General features: G+C 70.3%; 16 protein-coding genes. 7 read left to right on the forward strand and 9 right to left on the reverse strand.

The annotated features are described in order from the left end of the window. Nucleotides 1–18: 18 nt before the first annotated feature. The gene (locus tag BMX74_RS12140) at nt 19–795 is read right to left on the reverse strand and encodes an AfsR/SARP family transcriptional regulator (RefSeq protein WP_055504377.1); all 777 of its coding nucleotides are present in this window, start codon (nt 793–795) and stop codon (nt 19–21) included. 241 nt (nt 796–1,036) lie between these two features. Here BMX74_RS12140 and BMX74_RS44930 point away from each other — a divergent pair, with 241 nt between their 5' ends. The 5 genes from BMX74_RS44930 (at nt 1,037) to BMX74_RS12165 (ending at nt 5,889) form a co-directional block, all read left to right on the forward strand. Next, entirely contained in the window at nt 1,037–2,443 is a 1,407-nt protein-coding gene (locus BMX74_RS44930; RefSeq protein ID WP_091100277.1) for an AfsR/SARP family transcriptional regulator, read from the forward strand. Between the two features lie 332 nt (nt 2,444–2,775). Then, entirely contained in the window at nt 2,776–4,488 is a 1,713-nt protein-coding gene (locus BMX74_RS12150; RefSeq protein WP_256256904.1) for an ATP-binding cassette domain-containing protein, read from the forward strand. Nucleotides 4,489–4,577: 89 nt separating this feature from the next. Beyond that, the gene (locus BMX74_RS12155) at nt 4,578–5,003 is read left to right on the forward strand and encodes an organic hydroperoxide resistance protein (RefSeq protein ID WP_055504379.1); all 426 of its coding nucleotides are present in this window, start codon (nt 4,578–4,580) and stop codon (nt 5,001–5,003) included. Beyond that, nucleotides 4,987–5,172, forward strand: a complete 186-nt coding sequence (locus BMX74_RS12160; protein ID WP_055504380.1) for a hypothetical protein — start codon at nt 4,987–4,989, stop codon at nt 5,170–5,172. Before BMX74_RS12155 ends, BMX74_RS12160 begins: the two co-directional genes overlap by 17 nt. Before the next feature lie 252 nt (nt 5,173–5,424). Beyond that, complete coding sequence (locus BMX74_RS12165) at nt 5,425–5,889, forward strand: macro domain-containing protein (RefSeq protein ID WP_256256905.1); 465 nt, start codon at nt 5,425–5,427, stop codon at nt 5,887–5,889. A gap of 45 nt (nt 5,890–5,934) precedes the next feature. Here the strand turns inward: BMX74_RS12165 and BMX74_RS12170 are convergent, their stop codons facing one another. Then, a complete protein-coding gene (locus BMX74_RS12170) occupies nt 5,935–6,819 on the reverse strand; it encodes an SMP-30/gluconolactonase/LRE family protein (RefSeq protein WP_091100282.1) in 885 nt (294 codons plus the stop codon). A 30-nt stretch (nt 6,820–6,849) separates the two neighbouring features. Here BMX74_RS12170 and BMX74_RS12175 point away from each other — a divergent pair, with 30 nt between their 5' ends. Further along, nucleotides 6,850–7,302, forward strand: a complete 453-nt coding sequence (locus BMX74_RS12175) for an Lrp/AsnC family transcriptional regulator (RefSeq protein ID WP_256256906.1) — start codon at nt 6,850–6,852, stop codon at nt 7,300–7,302. Nucleotides 7,303–7,471: 169 nt separating this feature from the next. Here BMX74_RS12175 and BMX74_RS12180 read toward each other — a convergent pair whose 3' ends face one another. The 3 genes from BMX74_RS12180 to BMX74_RS12190 all read right to left on the reverse strand — a co-directional run bounded on the left by BMX74_RS12180 (nt 7,472) and on the right by BMX74_RS12190 (nt 9,917). Beyond that, nucleotides 7,472–8,308, reverse strand: a complete 837-nt coding sequence (locus BMX74_RS12180; RefSeq protein WP_055504384.1) for a hypothetical protein — start codon at nt 8,306–8,308, stop codon at nt 7,472–7,474. After that, nucleotides 8,305–8,805, reverse strand: coding sequence for a SigE family RNA polymerase sigma factor (locus tag BMX74_RS12185; RefSeq protein WP_055504385.1), 501 nt, complete (start codon nt 8,803–8,805; stop codon nt 8,305–8,307). Before BMX74_RS12185 ends, BMX74_RS12180 begins: the two co-directional genes overlap by 4 nt. 266 nt (nt 8,806–9,071) lie before the next feature. Then, the gene (locus BMX74_RS12190; RefSeq protein ID WP_055504386.1) at nt 9,072–9,917 is read right to left on the reverse strand and encodes a hypothetical protein; all 846 of its coding nucleotides are present in this window, start codon (nt 9,915–9,917) and stop codon (nt 9,072–9,074) included. A 321-nt stretch (nt 9,918–10,238) separates the two neighbouring features. Here BMX74_RS12190 and BMX74_RS12195 point away from each other — a divergent pair, with 321 nt between their 5' ends. Then, nucleotides 10,239–10,592: a beta/gamma crystallin domain-containing protein gene (locus BMX74_RS12195; protein WP_055504387.1), complete on the forward strand. Its 354-nt coding sequence runs from the start codon at nt 10,239–10,241 to the stop codon at nt 10,590–10,592. A 92-nt stretch (nt 10,593–10,684) separates the two neighbouring features. On the opposite strand, the gene BMX74_RS12200 is transcribed toward BMX74_RS12195, so the two are convergent. The 4 genes from BMX74_RS12200 to BMX74_RS12215 form a co-directional block, all read right to left on the reverse strand. Then, nucleotides 10,685–11,104: a S26 family signal peptidase gene (locus tag BMX74_RS12200; RefSeq protein WP_218153941.1), complete on the reverse strand. Its 420-nt coding sequence runs from the start codon at nt 11,102–11,104 to the stop codon at nt 10,685–10,687. A gap of 125 nt (nt 11,105–11,229) precedes the next feature. Continuing rightward, nucleotides 11,230–11,436, reverse strand: coding sequence for a hypothetical protein (locus BMX74_RS12205; protein WP_055504389.1), 207 nt, complete (start codon nt 11,434–11,436; stop codon nt 11,230–11,232). 104 nt (nt 11,437–11,540) lie between these two features. Beyond that, on the reverse strand, nt 11,541–13,343 hold the full coding sequence (locus BMX74_RS12210) for an ABC transporter ATP-binding protein (protein ID WP_256256907.1): 1,803 nt from the start codon (nt 13,341–13,343) through the stop codon (nt 11,541–11,543). Beyond that, nucleotides 13,340–13,834 carry a redoxin domain-containing protein gene (locus tag BMX74_RS12215; RefSeq protein WP_177227320.1) on the reverse strand — a complete coding sequence of 165 codons (495 nt, stop codon included), beginning with the start codon at nt 13,832–13,834 and terminating at the stop codon, nt 13,340–13,342. The genes BMX74_RS12210 and BMX74_RS12215 overlap by 4 nt, the downstream gene beginning before the upstream one ends. Nucleotides 13,835–14,020 lie beyond the last annotated feature (186 nt).

Genomic DNA, 14,020 nt, shown 5'->3' on the forward strand with positions numbered 1-14,020 from the left:
CGTGCCGTTCCGGATGTCTCAGACGAGCGAGGCGTCGGCCGCCGTCCTGATCCGGGCGTACATCCTCCGCAGGCCGGGGCCGGGCCCCAGGCCCAGATCGTCGTCCAGCAACCGGGCGATCAGGCGGTAGGCCGCCAGGGCCTCCCCGCGGCGGCCGTCGCGGTCGAGGGCCCACATCAGCAGTTCCCACAACCGCTCGCGATAGGGCTCCGCCGACGTCGCGAGCGTCAGCTCGGCGATCGCCTCACCGCAGTCGCCCTGCTCGATGTCGACAGCCCAGCGCTCCTCCATGGCTGACGCGCGCAGCTGCTCAAGCCAGGCGCGGCGGCCCTCGAAGAAGGCTCCGCTCAGGCCGTCGAGCGCCGGTCCGCGCCACAGCGCCAGCGCGCCGCGCAGCAGCCGGGAGGCCTCCGTGATCTCCCCTCGCTCGCGGGCCTCCCGGGCGGCGGCGGTGGTCTGCCGGAACACCGTCACGTCGACCGCGCCCGGGTGCACGACCAGCTGGTAGCCCCGGCCCGCCGACCTGATCTCCGCCTCGGCGCCCAGCCCGGCGGCACCGCCGTCGGTCAGCACCCGGCGCAGGCGGGAGACGTACGTGCGGGCGTTCCCGACGGCGCTGGGCGGCGCCTCGCGGCCCCACAGCGCGCTCACGATCTCGTCGAGCGTGACCTGACGCCCCTCGTTCAGCAGCAGCAGGGCGAGCATCCCCCGCTGTCGCGGGGACCCGACCTCCAGCTCTTCCCCGTTCCTCCAGACCCTGATCGGGCCGAGCAGTCCGAAGCTCACCCCGGCCATCGAGGCTCCCCCGCCCTCTCGCGTAGCGCGACCCGTCACTGATGCCATGAAGCCGTCTCGGCACGTCTCTGACCGACCCTACTGACGCCGCGTCCGTCCACCCTCGGATGACGTACACGTACGGCGTCACGTGACGCTCGCGACGGCGAACCGGGCGAACCTACCTTCTGGGATGTACTACCGCGAACCCGTGTGACGGGTCGGCCGCCGTGCAGTCGCGAAGGAAAGCGTCCAGACCGTGATGGGACAGCCGAACGTGGTCTCGGCTCCGTACAGGTTCACCGTTCTGGGACCGCCCGGCCTTCAACGCGGCGACACGCGGCTGCGTCTCGGCGCGCCGCAGCAACAGGCCGTCCTGATGGTGCTGCTGGCCAACAGCGGCAGCTTCGTGCGGACCGGTGACCTGATCGACGGCGTGTGGGGGACGCGGGCACCGGCCACCGGCGAAGCCGTCATCCGGACCTACATCTCCCGGATCCGGCGGCTGCTGTCCGAGCAAGGACCAGGCCCGGCGATCAGCTCCTGGTCCGGGGGCTACATGCTGGACCCGTCGCTGTTCGCGCTGGACGCCACCGAGTTCGCCGCGCTGCTCGATACCGCCCGGCAGGAACGTGCGAGCGGGAACATCCCGGCGGCCGCCAAGCACCTGGAGGAGGCGCTCGACCTCTGGACGGGCACGGCGCTGGCCGGTGTCCCGGGGGAGGCCGCCGAACGTGAGCGGGTCCGGCTGGAACGACTGAAGCTGACCGCCACCCAGGAACTGCTCCAGCTCCGCCTGGAGCTGGAGCAACACGCCGAGGTGGTGGCCGAGGTGCCCCTGCTCATCGAGCAGAACCGGCTCGACGAGCCGTTGTATGAGATCTACCTCCTCGGCCTGTACCGCAGTGGCAGGCGGGCGCAGGCGCTCGAGATCTACAGGACGCTCTACGCCCTGCTGGCCAAGGAGCTGGGCGTCGGCCCGGGACCGCGGCTGCGGGAGATCCACGACAGGATCCTCCGGGCCGACACGGATCACCAGGACCCCTCGTCGTCACCCGCCGGAATGGTGACGACGGTTGCGCCATCGAGAGTCACCCCTCAAACTGGTGATGTGAAGCACGTTTTCCTGTGCGGCAATCCCGCGCTCGACCTCGCCTGCACGCTCCGCGCGCGGCGCACCGAGCGCTTCGAGACGCTCGATGCCCCGGACCGGCTCGAAGCGTGGTACGTGGAGTCCGGCATCGTCGACGTCCTCTCTCCCTGCCAGGAAGCGGATCTCGTCCAGGCGGTGGCGGTGCGGGAGGCCATCTACGCCCTGGTCACCGCCCGGCTCGCCGGTGACGGGTACGACGGTGCGGCGCTCGCACTGGTGAACGAGACGGCGCGCAAGCCGCCGGCGGCGCCGCAGCTCACGGCTGAGGGGCGGTGGGTGGAGGCGACGCCCGCGCAGGCGCTGTCCACGGTGGCCCGGCATGCCGTCGAACTGCTCAGCGGGCCAGAGGTGCCGCTGATGAAGGAGTGCGCCAACCCCGAGTGCACGAAGATCTTCATCGACCGGTCGCGGGGCGGGCGCCGGGAGTGGTGCGGCATGGAGTCGTGCGGCAACAAGATCAAGGCGGCTGCCTATCGGGCTCGCAAGAAGGAGGCGCAGACAGCCGGAGCGCTCTGAGCCCGGCGGCTGCTACGGTGATAGACACTCGTGTTCGGACGTCAGGAGACACAAGTGGCAGGTGACGACGACATCTCCGGGTGATACCGGAGATCGACCGGCCCCGGCAGGCGCGCAATGACCGCCGCCGATGAGGCCCTCGTCGTCGTTCCCCAGTCCTGTTCCCTTGCCGGGCCCCATTCGCGCGCCCGGGTTTCGTACCGAGGTCTGTCGCATGTCCGATGCGTTCATCCTTCGTTCTGGCCGGTCCTTCTCCTGGCCTGACGACACACCCGTCTTCACCTGCCTGTCCTTCACCGCGGGCGGTCTCACGGAAACCGGGGGGCCCGCCGGTGAGTGACGCACTGCTCGCCCGTGATCTCGTGCGGACGCTGGGCGCGCGGCGCGTGCTCGACGGCGTCTCGCTCACCGCCGCGCCCGGCGACAGGATCGGCCTGATCGGCGAGAACGGCGCCGGCAAGACCACGCTCCTGCGGCTGCTGGCCGGGGTGGAGCAGCCCGACTCCGGGACCGTCGTACGCCCCGCCGATCTCGGCTTCCTCCACCAGGAGATGCCCTTCGACAGCCGGGCCGCCATCGCCGACGTGCTCGACGACGCCCTGCGCGAGGCGCGCGCGGACCTGGACGAGCTGGATCGGCTCGCCCGCGCGCTCGCCGCCGCTCCGGACGACGCCGCTCTGCTCCGCGAGTACGGGGTGCGGCTGGAGCAGGCTCAGGAGCGCGAGTCCTGGGACGCCGACCGGCGCGCCGGCATCGTCCTCGACCGGCTCGGCCTCGGCGGTGTGCCGCACTCCCGTACGCTCGCGTCGCTTTCGGGAGGGCAGCGCGGGCGGCTGGCCCTGGCGGCGCTGCTCATCAGGCGGCCCGCGGCGCTGCTGCTCGACGAGCCCACCAACCACCTGGACGACGACGCCGCCGAGTTCGTGGAGGAGCAGCTGCGCGGCATGACCGGTGTCGTGGTCGTGGCCAGCCACGACCGGGCGTTCCTGGACGCGGTCTGCACCGACCTGATCGATCTCGACCCGGCTGTGGACGGGCCCGTTCGGTACGGGGGCAGGTACGGTGCGTACCTGGCCGAGAAGCGCGCCGAGCGAGAGCGCTGGGAGCGCCGGCACGCGGAGGAGCAGGCGGAGCTTGGCGAGCTGCGGGCGGCCGTCGCCGTGACGGCCCGGCAGGTGGCGGGGGGCGGGCTGAAGCGCGACAGCGAGAAGATGGGGTACGGGCACGCGGGAGGCCGGGTGCAGCACCAGATCGCGCGGCGGGTGCGCAACGCCGCCCGTCGGCTCGCCCAGCTGGAACGCGAGCAGGTTCCCGCCCCACCGCCCCCGCTCCGCTTCAACCCGCGCCCCCTGGCCGCCGACGCCGCGGAGCCGGCCCGGTCCGCGGAGCCGGCCCGCGCTGTGGAGCCGGCCCGCGCCGACGCGAACGTCGCCGAATCCCGCGGGCTCCACGACGACACCTTGCTGTCACTGCGGGGCGTGCGGGTGCCGGGGCGGCTCTCGATCGACCGGCTCGACGTACGGCGCGGGGAGCGGCTGCTGGTCACCGGGCCCAACGGCGCGGGCAAGTCGACGCTCCTGGCCGTGCTGGCCGGGCTGCTGGACGCGGAGGGTGAGGTGCGGCGGCGGCCCGGCCTGACCGTCGAGCTGCTGGCCCAGGACACCGTCTTCGAGCGGCCGGACCGGACGGTGCGGGAGACGTACGAGCGGGCGCTCGGTCCGGAGCGCGCCGAGTCCGTGCCGTTGAGCTCGCTCGGCCTGATCGGCTCCCGCGACGTGGACCTGCGAGTGGGGGAGCTGTCCGTCGGTCAGCGCCGCCGGCTCGCACTGGCGCTGCTGGTGGCCGACCCCCCCCGAGGTACTCCTGCTCGACGAGCCCACCAACCACCTTTCGCCTCGCCTCTCCGACGAGCTGGAAGAGGCCCTGAGCGCCGACGGGCCCGGCGCGATCGTGATCGCCAGCCACGATCGGTGGTTGCGCGCCCGCTGGCAGGGCGGCCACGTTCGGCTGCCATGAACCCCATTCGTCACCGGCTTGACGGGTGACGCTTCTGCATGCCAATATCGTCACCAGTTGAACCGGTGACGCTAATCGCGTCGCCGGTCTTCCGCCACCGGCTCTGAAGGGAAAAGTCATGTCTGTCAGCTACACCGGGATCGTCACCGTCACCGGAGAGGGCCGCAACGGAGGCCGGGCCCAAGCCGACGACGGCCTCCTCGACACCAGGCTCGCCATCCCCCAGCAGCTCGGCGGGGCGGGTGGGGCCACCAACCCCGAGCAGCTGTTCGCCGCGGGCTGGGGCGCATGCTTCCTCGGCGCCGTCCGAAGGGCGGCGGCCGAGCGCAAGGTCACGCTGAAGAGCACGGCCATCACGGCCGAGGTGACCCTGCACCACGGCGACGACGGCGAGTTCGGCCTCAGCGCCGTCCTCAACCTGGAACTCGGAGGCGTGGACCAGCAGACGGCCGACGAGCTCGGCGCCGCGGCCCACCAGATCTGCCCCTACTCCAAGGCGATCAGTGGCAACATCCCGGTCACCATCAATGCGAAAGCCGCCTGAGATGCGGCCGGCGCCCGACGCCGCCGAGACCGCGCGGCGTGCCCGCTTCGGCCGGCTGCCCGAGCGGATCCGGCTCGAAGACACGGTCGAAGAGCGCGCAGCCACCGCGCCGGACCCCGCACAGCGGGCCTACGACGCGGACGAATGGCTCGTGCGGTACTGCCTGTGAAACCTGGAGGGGCATCGTGGTGCGCATACCCGGATCCGTGAGAGCGTCGGTGGTCGCCGTGATCGTGATGGCCGTCGCCCTGGCCTGCCTGGCCCAGGCGTTCTGAGTGAACGGCATCAGCCCGGCCACCCCTGCTGACCCGTGACGCGAGGGACGCCGGAGCGCGGCGTCCCCGCACACCGGGCATGCTGCCCGCAAAGCTTCGAACCGCGGGCGCTCCGAATGTCGGGGCTCCGGCGTACCGTCCACACCGTGATCTCCTATGTGACCGGCGACGCGACCCGCCCCCATGGCCAGGGGCCGAAGGTCATCTGCCACGTCTGCAACGACGCGGGCGGCTGGGGCAAGGGCTTCGTCCAGGCCCTCTCCCGTCGCTGGCCACAGCCTGAAGCCCGCTACCGGGCCTGGCACCGCTCCGGTCAGGGCTTCCAGCTCGGCGCAGTCCGGCTGGTGCAGGTCGAGCCCGAACTCTGGGTCGCCAACATGATCGGCCAGCACGGCACCCGGCCCACCGAGGAAGGCCCGCCCATCCGCTACGACGCCCTGGACCGTTGCCTGTCCGCTCTGGGCGACGAAGCTCTGAACCTCCACGCGAGCGTCCACATGCCTCGGATCGGCACCGGTCTCGCGGGCGGCTCCTGGGAGCGCGTCGAACCGCTCGTGCTCAAGCGGGTGTCCGAGCGCGGCATTCCCGTCACGGTCTACGACCTGCCCTGACCGTCCGGCTCTCGTCCCCGCCGGGCGCTTCCTCGGGGTGGTGGTTCACCTGGCCCCGGCGAAGGTCACCCGGATGGAGTACAGGTCGCCGGCCGAGCCCGTGATGAACAGGTTGTTGCGCTTGGGGCCGCCGAAGGTGAGGTTCGAGGCCGAATCGGGCAGGCGGAGGCGGGCGATCAGCGTGCCGTCGGGGTCGTAGCAGTGGAGGCCGTCCATGGCCGCTGCCCACACCCGGCCGTAGGAGTCGAGCCGGATCCCGTCGAACCAGGCCTCGGCGAAGACCTTGCCGCCCGCCAGGGTCCCTTCCGCGGTCACCTCGAACACCCTCATGTGCCGCTTGCGGGTGTCCACGACGTACAGCAGCGACTCGTCCGGCGAGAAGGCCAGGCCGTTCGGCCGGACGAAGTCGTCGGCCACGATCGACAGCTCCCCGGAGGCGGGGTCGAGGCGGTAGACGTGGTCGCCGCCGATCTCGCTCTCGGCCGGGCTGCCCTCGTAGTAGCCGGTGATGCCGTAGCGCGGGTCGGTGAACCAGATGGTGCCGTCAGAACGGACCACCACGTCGTTGGGGCTGTTGAGGCGCTTGCCCTGGTAGCGGTCCGCGAGGACGGTGACGGTGCCGTCGTGCTCGGTCCTGGTGACCCGCCTGGCGCCCTGCTCGCAGGTGATCAGCCGGCCTTCGAGGTCGATGGTGTTGCCGTTGGCGTTGCCCGACGGGGTGCGGAACACGCCGACGGCGCCGGTGGTCTCGTCCCAGCGCAGCAGCCGGTCGTTGGGGATGTCGCTCCAGACCAGGTAGCGCCCCGCGGGGAAGTAGACGGGGCCTTCGGTCTTGCGGCTGCCGCGGTGGAGCACCTCCACGTACTCGTCGCCCCCGTCGTAACCGAAACGCTCGTCGAGCACCTCGAACTCGGCCCGGAAACGCTCCATGGCTGAACCTCCTTCGGTAGTATTCGCATTGTGCCAGACAGGATTCAGTTGGACGAGGTCGATCGCGCGCTCGTGGCCGAACTGCAGCGCGACGCCGCGCAGTCCTACGCGGCGCTGGGGCGGGCGGTCGGGCTTTCCGCCGGTGCGGTGCACGAACGGGCACGCAAACTGCGTGAACGCGGGGTCATCCGGGCGACCACGGTCGAGGTCGATCCCGTGGCGCTGGACCGGCCGGTGCTGGCGTACGTGATGGTCGGCGCCGACGCGTGGATGGGGGAGTCCGGGGGCGCCTTCGCGGGGATCCCGGAGATCACGGAGGCGCACGTGATCGCGGGGGAGGCGTCGGTGCTCGTCAAGGTACGTACGGCGACCACCGAGCAGCTCCAGGACGTGCTGCGGCGGATCTACGACATCGAGGGAGTGACGGGCACCCAGGCGATCGTCGTCCTGGAGACCTTCTTCGAGCGCCCGGTACGCCCTTGACCGACGATCCACAGCCGATCGCGGTGGTCACCGAGGCTCGGGGCCGGACCGTACGAGATGCTCGAACAGCCCGGCCACCCGTATGTCACCGACCACTCCGAGATCGGGAAGATCCTCGGCATGAACGGTGGCGTTCGCCTGGCCCGCCCAAGGCCGGCTGACCTGGTCGTCAATGGTGTGTCGCTGAGGCGCCGTCCACTGGAGACCCGGTCGCCGCAGAGGGTTCACCGCCCGGCCCGGACCCGGTGCCCGCCGGGCGGTCGTAGACTCCGACGGCCCACCTGCCCGGCAGCTCACCGAGCTTGGCTGACAGTCGTTCGCGCACTTCGGGGCGCCACAGCAACCGGGCTGTTTCATCGCATTGTTTCGCCTTCTTCGGACAGCCCGTCGCGCCTTTCGCGACCTCCTGAACCGGGGCGTCCGGCGGAAAGACCCAGACCTGCACGGACTGCGGACGCTTCAGCCAGTCCGAGGGCGCCGAAAGCCGGTCGTGGTGTGCACCTGCCGATTCCCCGCACCGCGCGGTCCCACCTCCCGACTCGCCGCCCCTGAGCCTCAGCACTGTGACCACCCACGCCCGGGGATCGTCGCACACCACCTTGAACCCGGTGGAGGAGCTGGTCGGAGTGAAGGACACCGTCCGCGCGACGCCCATCGTCTCGAACCGTTGCGAGTGGATGAGGGAGAGGTCGCTCTTCTCGGCTCCCAACCTCACGGGCAAGCTGTCGGGGAGCTTCGGTCCGGGTTCGACCTGAGCCGAGTGCGTAGGAGGCTGGGCTGCCGCCGCTCGGTCCGCCCGGGGCGCTCCCGTCAGCAGGTCGTTGCCCACTCCGACGGCGGCGACCGCGAGGACCGCCGCCGCCCCGGCCGTCACCGCCTGCCGGGTACGGCGCATGCGCCGGCCCCGGCGCACGATCGCGCCGAGATGAGCGGACGGTTCGCGGCCGGCCCGTTCCTGGGAATGCTCGGTCAGAAGCGCGCGCAGGTCGCTCTCGGTGTGCCTCATCGCTGGGCCCCTTCCACGTTCATGGCCTGAATGTCCGGATCGACCCGAAGGCGAGCGAGGGCCCGGCTGAGCTGGGTCTTCACAGTTCCCAGCGAGCAACCGACGATGCCGGCGACCTGGGTGAGCGTCAGCCCCTCGAAGTAGTGCAGAACGATCACCGCACGCTGACGAGGAGAAAGTGTGCCGATCGCGCTCCACAGCGCGGCTCTCTCGCCCACCTCAGCGGCCAGATCGCGTGGATCAGCCGTCTCGGGGAGCGTCTCAGCCGGGACCTCCCCGCGCCAGAGCCTGCGCCACCACGACGCATGGGTGTTCACGATGATCCGATAGACGTAGGGGTCGGGGTTCCCCTCGATCCGGCGCCAGGCAAGCCACGCCTTCGCCAGCGCGGTCTGCACCAGATCCTCGGCCGTGCCCCAGTCCCGGGTCAGGAGATATGCCATCCGGCAGAGCTGTAGGTGCCGGTGTGCCACGTACTCGGCGAACCCGTCGTCCATCCATCATCTCCGCTCGTTGCCTTCGGCGATGACTACTACCTGGCGGGCGCATCCGGATGACAGGCTTCCGCCGCTGTCTTCGGGAAACCGCCACCAAGCCGGGCGGAGCCGCGCCCCTGAGCGGACGGCAGCCGCGGGCGCTCGACGAGCTGGAGGCGAACCCCGGGCCGAGGCGTTGATACTGCGACCTGTGCGCCGTCTGGCTGCCCCCCGGCGCCTCCTCGATTCCGCGCCGTCCTGCCGCGCAGGAAGGCCCATGTGCCGAGTCAGTCCGGGAGGGCCGGCTCGACATGGTGACCGTCGTAGGGGAAGAGGTCGTCCCCGTGGTCGACGACGGTGCCGCACCGGTATCGGACAAGCTCGGTCATCGACACCGGGTCGAGGCCCTCCTCGTCCTCCCCCCATTCGTTGTCGTCCGGGTTCAGGGCCTGGTCCACGTTGTAGTGCAACTGGCCGCCGACCACGTAGTCCCGGCGGAAATCGGTCGACCACTGCGAGTTGTGCCCCCAGCCGTGCGAGAGGTCATGGGTGGGACGTGACCGGCGCCAGAAGGTCCAGTACAGAGTGGAGCGGTCGGCGACCCCGCGCACCAGGTGTCGCGCCCCGGCGGTGACGACCACCCCGGCCCGTCTCAGCAGCATCGAGCCCACCAGGTAGCCGGGCCAGCGTTCCTCGTTGATGAAGGGGGGCTCGTCGGGGTCGTCGGCCTGCCGTACCTCGACGATCTCGTGGAAGAACGGGTGGAACGACTGCCTGCCGATACGATCCGCGCCCAGCGCCTCGCAGAAGGCGGGATAGACGCCGGCCGGCGGGTAGCCCTCGTCCGGGGTCGCCGCCGAATCGTCCGGAGGATCCTGGTAGGTCAGGGTGAGCAGGTCGAGGACGCGGTTCACGGCGTACAAACGCGCCAGCGGGCTGTAGCCCCCCTCATGAGACAGCCCCAGGGGGATCAGGTGACTTTCCGGCCTGCCCGCGTCCCGCACCTCCGCCGCGTGTGCCGGATGCTCCTCCAGCCACCGCAACAGCAGGCCGGTCAGCCCGTCGCCCTCGTGGGCGAGGATGCTCTCGTACAGGGAACGCCAGTGGTGACCCGAGTGAACGTCGTCGCTCATGTGCCCAGGGTCTTGGACGACGGCGTCTCACGCCACTCGCACCCGGCTCGCCAATAACGAACGCGCACGGCGCCCGCCGGTCTCGGCTGCCTGCCCGGCAACCGGCGGGACGGCTCGCCGGCCGCGCGTGAGCGCACGGTCAAGTGATGCTCCGGCTCAACAGTTCACGCTCGGAGTATTGGACCGGAGAAGCAGTGATGTTACTTTCAGTTACGGAGCCACTCCGATGGGTCACGGAAAGGCGCAAGGGGCGGTTCCGTCAGGACGCGACGTCACCAACAGCCGGGGCCGTGCGCGCCGGTCTCCCCAGAAGGAGAGTCTGTGATCTCGAAGAGCAAGAAGAACGCCCGATCCCTCGCCGTGGCGCTCGCCGCAGTCGCCGCCTTCACCGTCGCCATCCCGGGCGGCACCGCCTTCGCCATCGACCACGTCCAATGCGTCGGCGGCGAGAACTTCCTGAAGATCTGGTCGCACCTCGACGGCCGCCAGAGCGTCGACTGTTACGCCAACGCCGGAAAGACCGACTTCGGCGGATGGTGGGTCGACCGGATCTCCACGGGCAACAACGACCTGATCTACTACGACGCCAACGGCGACTCGGTGAAGATCGAACGCTGGCACGACGTCACCTTCCCGAACCGTCCTCCGAAGGTCGTCGCCATCCAGATCCTGTGACACGGCGCCATCCGGCTGCCGCCGAAATCGCTGGCCATCCTCGTCGCAGAACGCCGGCTCCTTCAGCGACCGGCGGAACAACCATTCCGGGCTCAGGTGGCGATGGCGCGTACGACGACGCCGACGAGCCGCTTCTCCGCGACCAGGCCGTAGTCCCGCGAGTCACGGCTGACGTCGGGGTTGTCTCCCAGGATCGCCATCCATCCCGGAGGAACCTGTGCGTCCGATGGCGACGGTACGCGCTCCGGCACGAGATCCCCTGGTAGCGCGGCCAACCGCTTGATCACGTAGCCGGTACGCGCTCGTGGGCCCGCCATCCGCGCGTCCGGCACGACGACCACGATGTCGCCCACTCTCAGCCGCGACAGGGGTGCCCGGCGCACCAGCAGACGGTCGCCGGGAAGCAGGGTGGGCGCCATGCTGAAGCCCGTGACCGTGGCCAGCATGAACCTGCGGCGCAGCACCGCGACGAAGGCCGCCACGCCGGAACCCATCAGGAGTACTGCAATCACGGCCTGCACGGAAGACGCCTCACTGATCGCCGAGTCGCACTGCGGGCATCCGGATCACGGCTGCCCTTTCTGAGGTGGAGGCGGCCGCCGACTCCGGCCGGCGGCCGCCTCCGCCCGCGTGTCAGCTAGCAGCGGCCGTCGTACACCTTCGTGGTGCAGCCGCCGCAGGTGGTCCCCGTGCTGTCGCAGCCGCGGTCGCACCACCGGTAAACGGAATAGCTACCGCTGCAGTAGCAGAATTCCCTCCAGGTCGTGCAGGCGGCTTGAGCAGTGATTTCCGGGACGAAGGCCGATAAAATCCGGTCACCGAGCGCGTGGAAGAGTCGCAGCATGCTCTACTCCCTCGTGAATTGACGGGCCGCTTTTCGAGATGCCGGCACGCATCGTCTGATCTTGACCCGTTTCGATCCACAGTAGAGATCGGTTCGGGTTCTGGTCAATCGCGGTATCCGGCGGCCTGGAGGGAGAACAATTCGGCGTAGGGCCCTGGCGCCGCGACCAGTTCGTCGTGCCGCCCGGCCTGCACCACGGCGCCGGCGTCGAGCACCAGGATGAGGTCCGCATCGCGGATCGTGCCGAGGCGGTGCGACACCAGCAGGCTGGTGCCGCCGTCGCGCAGCCGTTGGAAGCCCTGGTGGATCTCGTGTTCGGCCTCGGCGTCGAGGCGCGCGCTCGGCTCATCGAGGATGAGCAGGTCACGACCGCCCCGCAGGAAGCTGCGCGCGATGGCGAGACGTTGCCACTGTCCGCCGGAGAGCATGGTGCCCGGCGTGGTTCCGTTCAGTTCGTCGCCGGCGAAGTAGATGCGGCTGAGCAGCGTGTCGTACCCCTGCGGGAGCGTGCGCACCATGTCGTGCACGCCCGCGTCCCGCGCGGCGGTCTCGATGCGCGACCGATCCGTCAGGGCCTCGACATCACCGATGCCGATGTTCTCGGCGGCCGACAACTCATAGGAGACGAAGTCCTGGAAGACCCCCGCGATGCGGGCGCGCAACTGCACCGGGTCGAGGTCGCGCAGGTCGACGCCGTCCCAGAGGATCGAGCCGCGATCCGGGTCGTAGTAGCGGCACAACAGCTTGATGATCGTGCTCTTGCCGGCGCCGTTGTAGCCGACGAGGGCGATCGCCTGCCCGCTGGGGATCGTCATGGTGACGCCGCGCAGCACCCACGGGAGATCCTCACGGTACCGGAACCAGACGTCACGCAGCTCGATGCCGTGCCGCAGCGGCGACACCGGACAGGGGTGGGCCGGCACCGGCAGATCCGGCTCCGCTTCCACGACGGCGAGGTAGTGACTGAACATCAGCAGCTGGGTGTGCGCTCCGGCCAGATCGCGCACCATGCCGAGCAAGGCCGCCTGCACGGCGGCGACCGCGGCTACCAGCATGGACACATCACCGACGGACACCGTTCCGTTGGCCGCGGCGTTGACCACCCAGACCAGGCAGCCGCCCGCCACCGCGGTCGAGAGCACGGTGAGCAGCGCCTCCGTGCTGAGGGCCCGCCGGTCCATCGCCCGCTGCACCTTGTTCGCGGTACGGCGTTCACCGAGCATCCGTTCCCTGAGAAAGGAACCGACGCCGAACAGCCTGATCTCGGTGGCCGCCTCGACATCGGAGAGCAACTGGCCGTAGAAGAGCTCGCGCCGCTCGATCGGTCCCACGGTGTTCATCGCCTCGGCCCTCCGGCGCGCGAGAGCGAACTCGGCGCCGACGGCGGGGAGCGCACCGACCAGGACGGCGATCGCCAGAGCAGGGCTGACGGTGACCAGGGAGACGACGAACCCCGCGGTCACCAGGACCTGCTGGAGCAGGTTCAAGCTCACGGCCACGATCTCCGCCGGCCCCGACCCGCCGGTGTGACGGGCGAAGCGCAACCGATCCGCGAACTGCGGGTCCTCGAACCGTCCCAGGCCGACCAGCCGGTTGACCGCGGCGTAGAGCTGGTCGAGGGCGGCGAGCGCGACGATTCGTCCCTGCTCGGCCCGCAGATAGCGCAGCACCTGCGCCAGCAGCGCGGTCATGACGCCCGCGGCGACCAGACCGGCGATCGGCCACGCCAGGTGCGCGGGTCCGCCGGGTGTGCTCAGCTGATCGAAGACGACCTTCGTCAGCCACGCCACGGCGACGGGCGCGCCTGCGCCCAGCACCGTCAGCACGAGCTGAGCGATCGTGGTACGCGCCGCGACCCGCCAGGCCAGCCGCCAGGCGGCGACGGCCACCCGCATGCCGGTGGTCACAGGACCGCGGACTCGGAAAGGACGTCGGCCCGGAACCCTGCCGCCGCGAGGACGCCGTCCTGGCCCATGAGGCAGAAGCCCGGGTATCCGCGGAGGCCGAACGCCGTGGACATCTCGCCGTCGACGTCCGCCTCGGTGACGATCTGCGCGACCCCGCTCAGCTCCTCGCGCAGGGCTCCGAGCTCCTCGGGCGAGCCCAGCAGCACCGCTATCACGTCGTCGCGCCCGCCTGGCAGGCCGGACGCGTACCGGATGAAGGCGGGCTTGTGCTCCTCACAGGCCGGGCAGCGGGGCGAGAAGAAGGCCACGAGCATGCCCTGCCGCAGGTCAGCACGGGTCACCACCCGGTCGTCGCCCGTCACGACGCGGAAGTCGCCGACCCGGGCCCCGGCGGGCAGGGTGATCTCGTCCTGCCCGGAGGACTGCCCGCTCCGCCGGTTGATCAGCTCGGTGTGCTCGCGAAGCCGCCGGATCACTGCGACGGTGAGCACGAGATTAAGCAGGCAAATGACGCAGAGAATCGCTAATGCTGCCCAGACGACTGGCATGGCGAAATCCTTAATAATTGATCCCTTCCAGAGCGGCCAGGATAGTACAGGTCTAGCCGCGCGAAACTGACCATAGTGGTCAGCGGAGCATGTTCTACGCATATCGCGTCAACGGTCAACGAGGCCGTT

This window comes from Nonomuraea pusilla, assembly GCF_900109355.1.
GTDB lineage: Bacteria > Actinomycetota > Actinomycetes > Streptosporangiales > Streptosporangiaceae > Nonomuraea > Nonomuraea pusilla.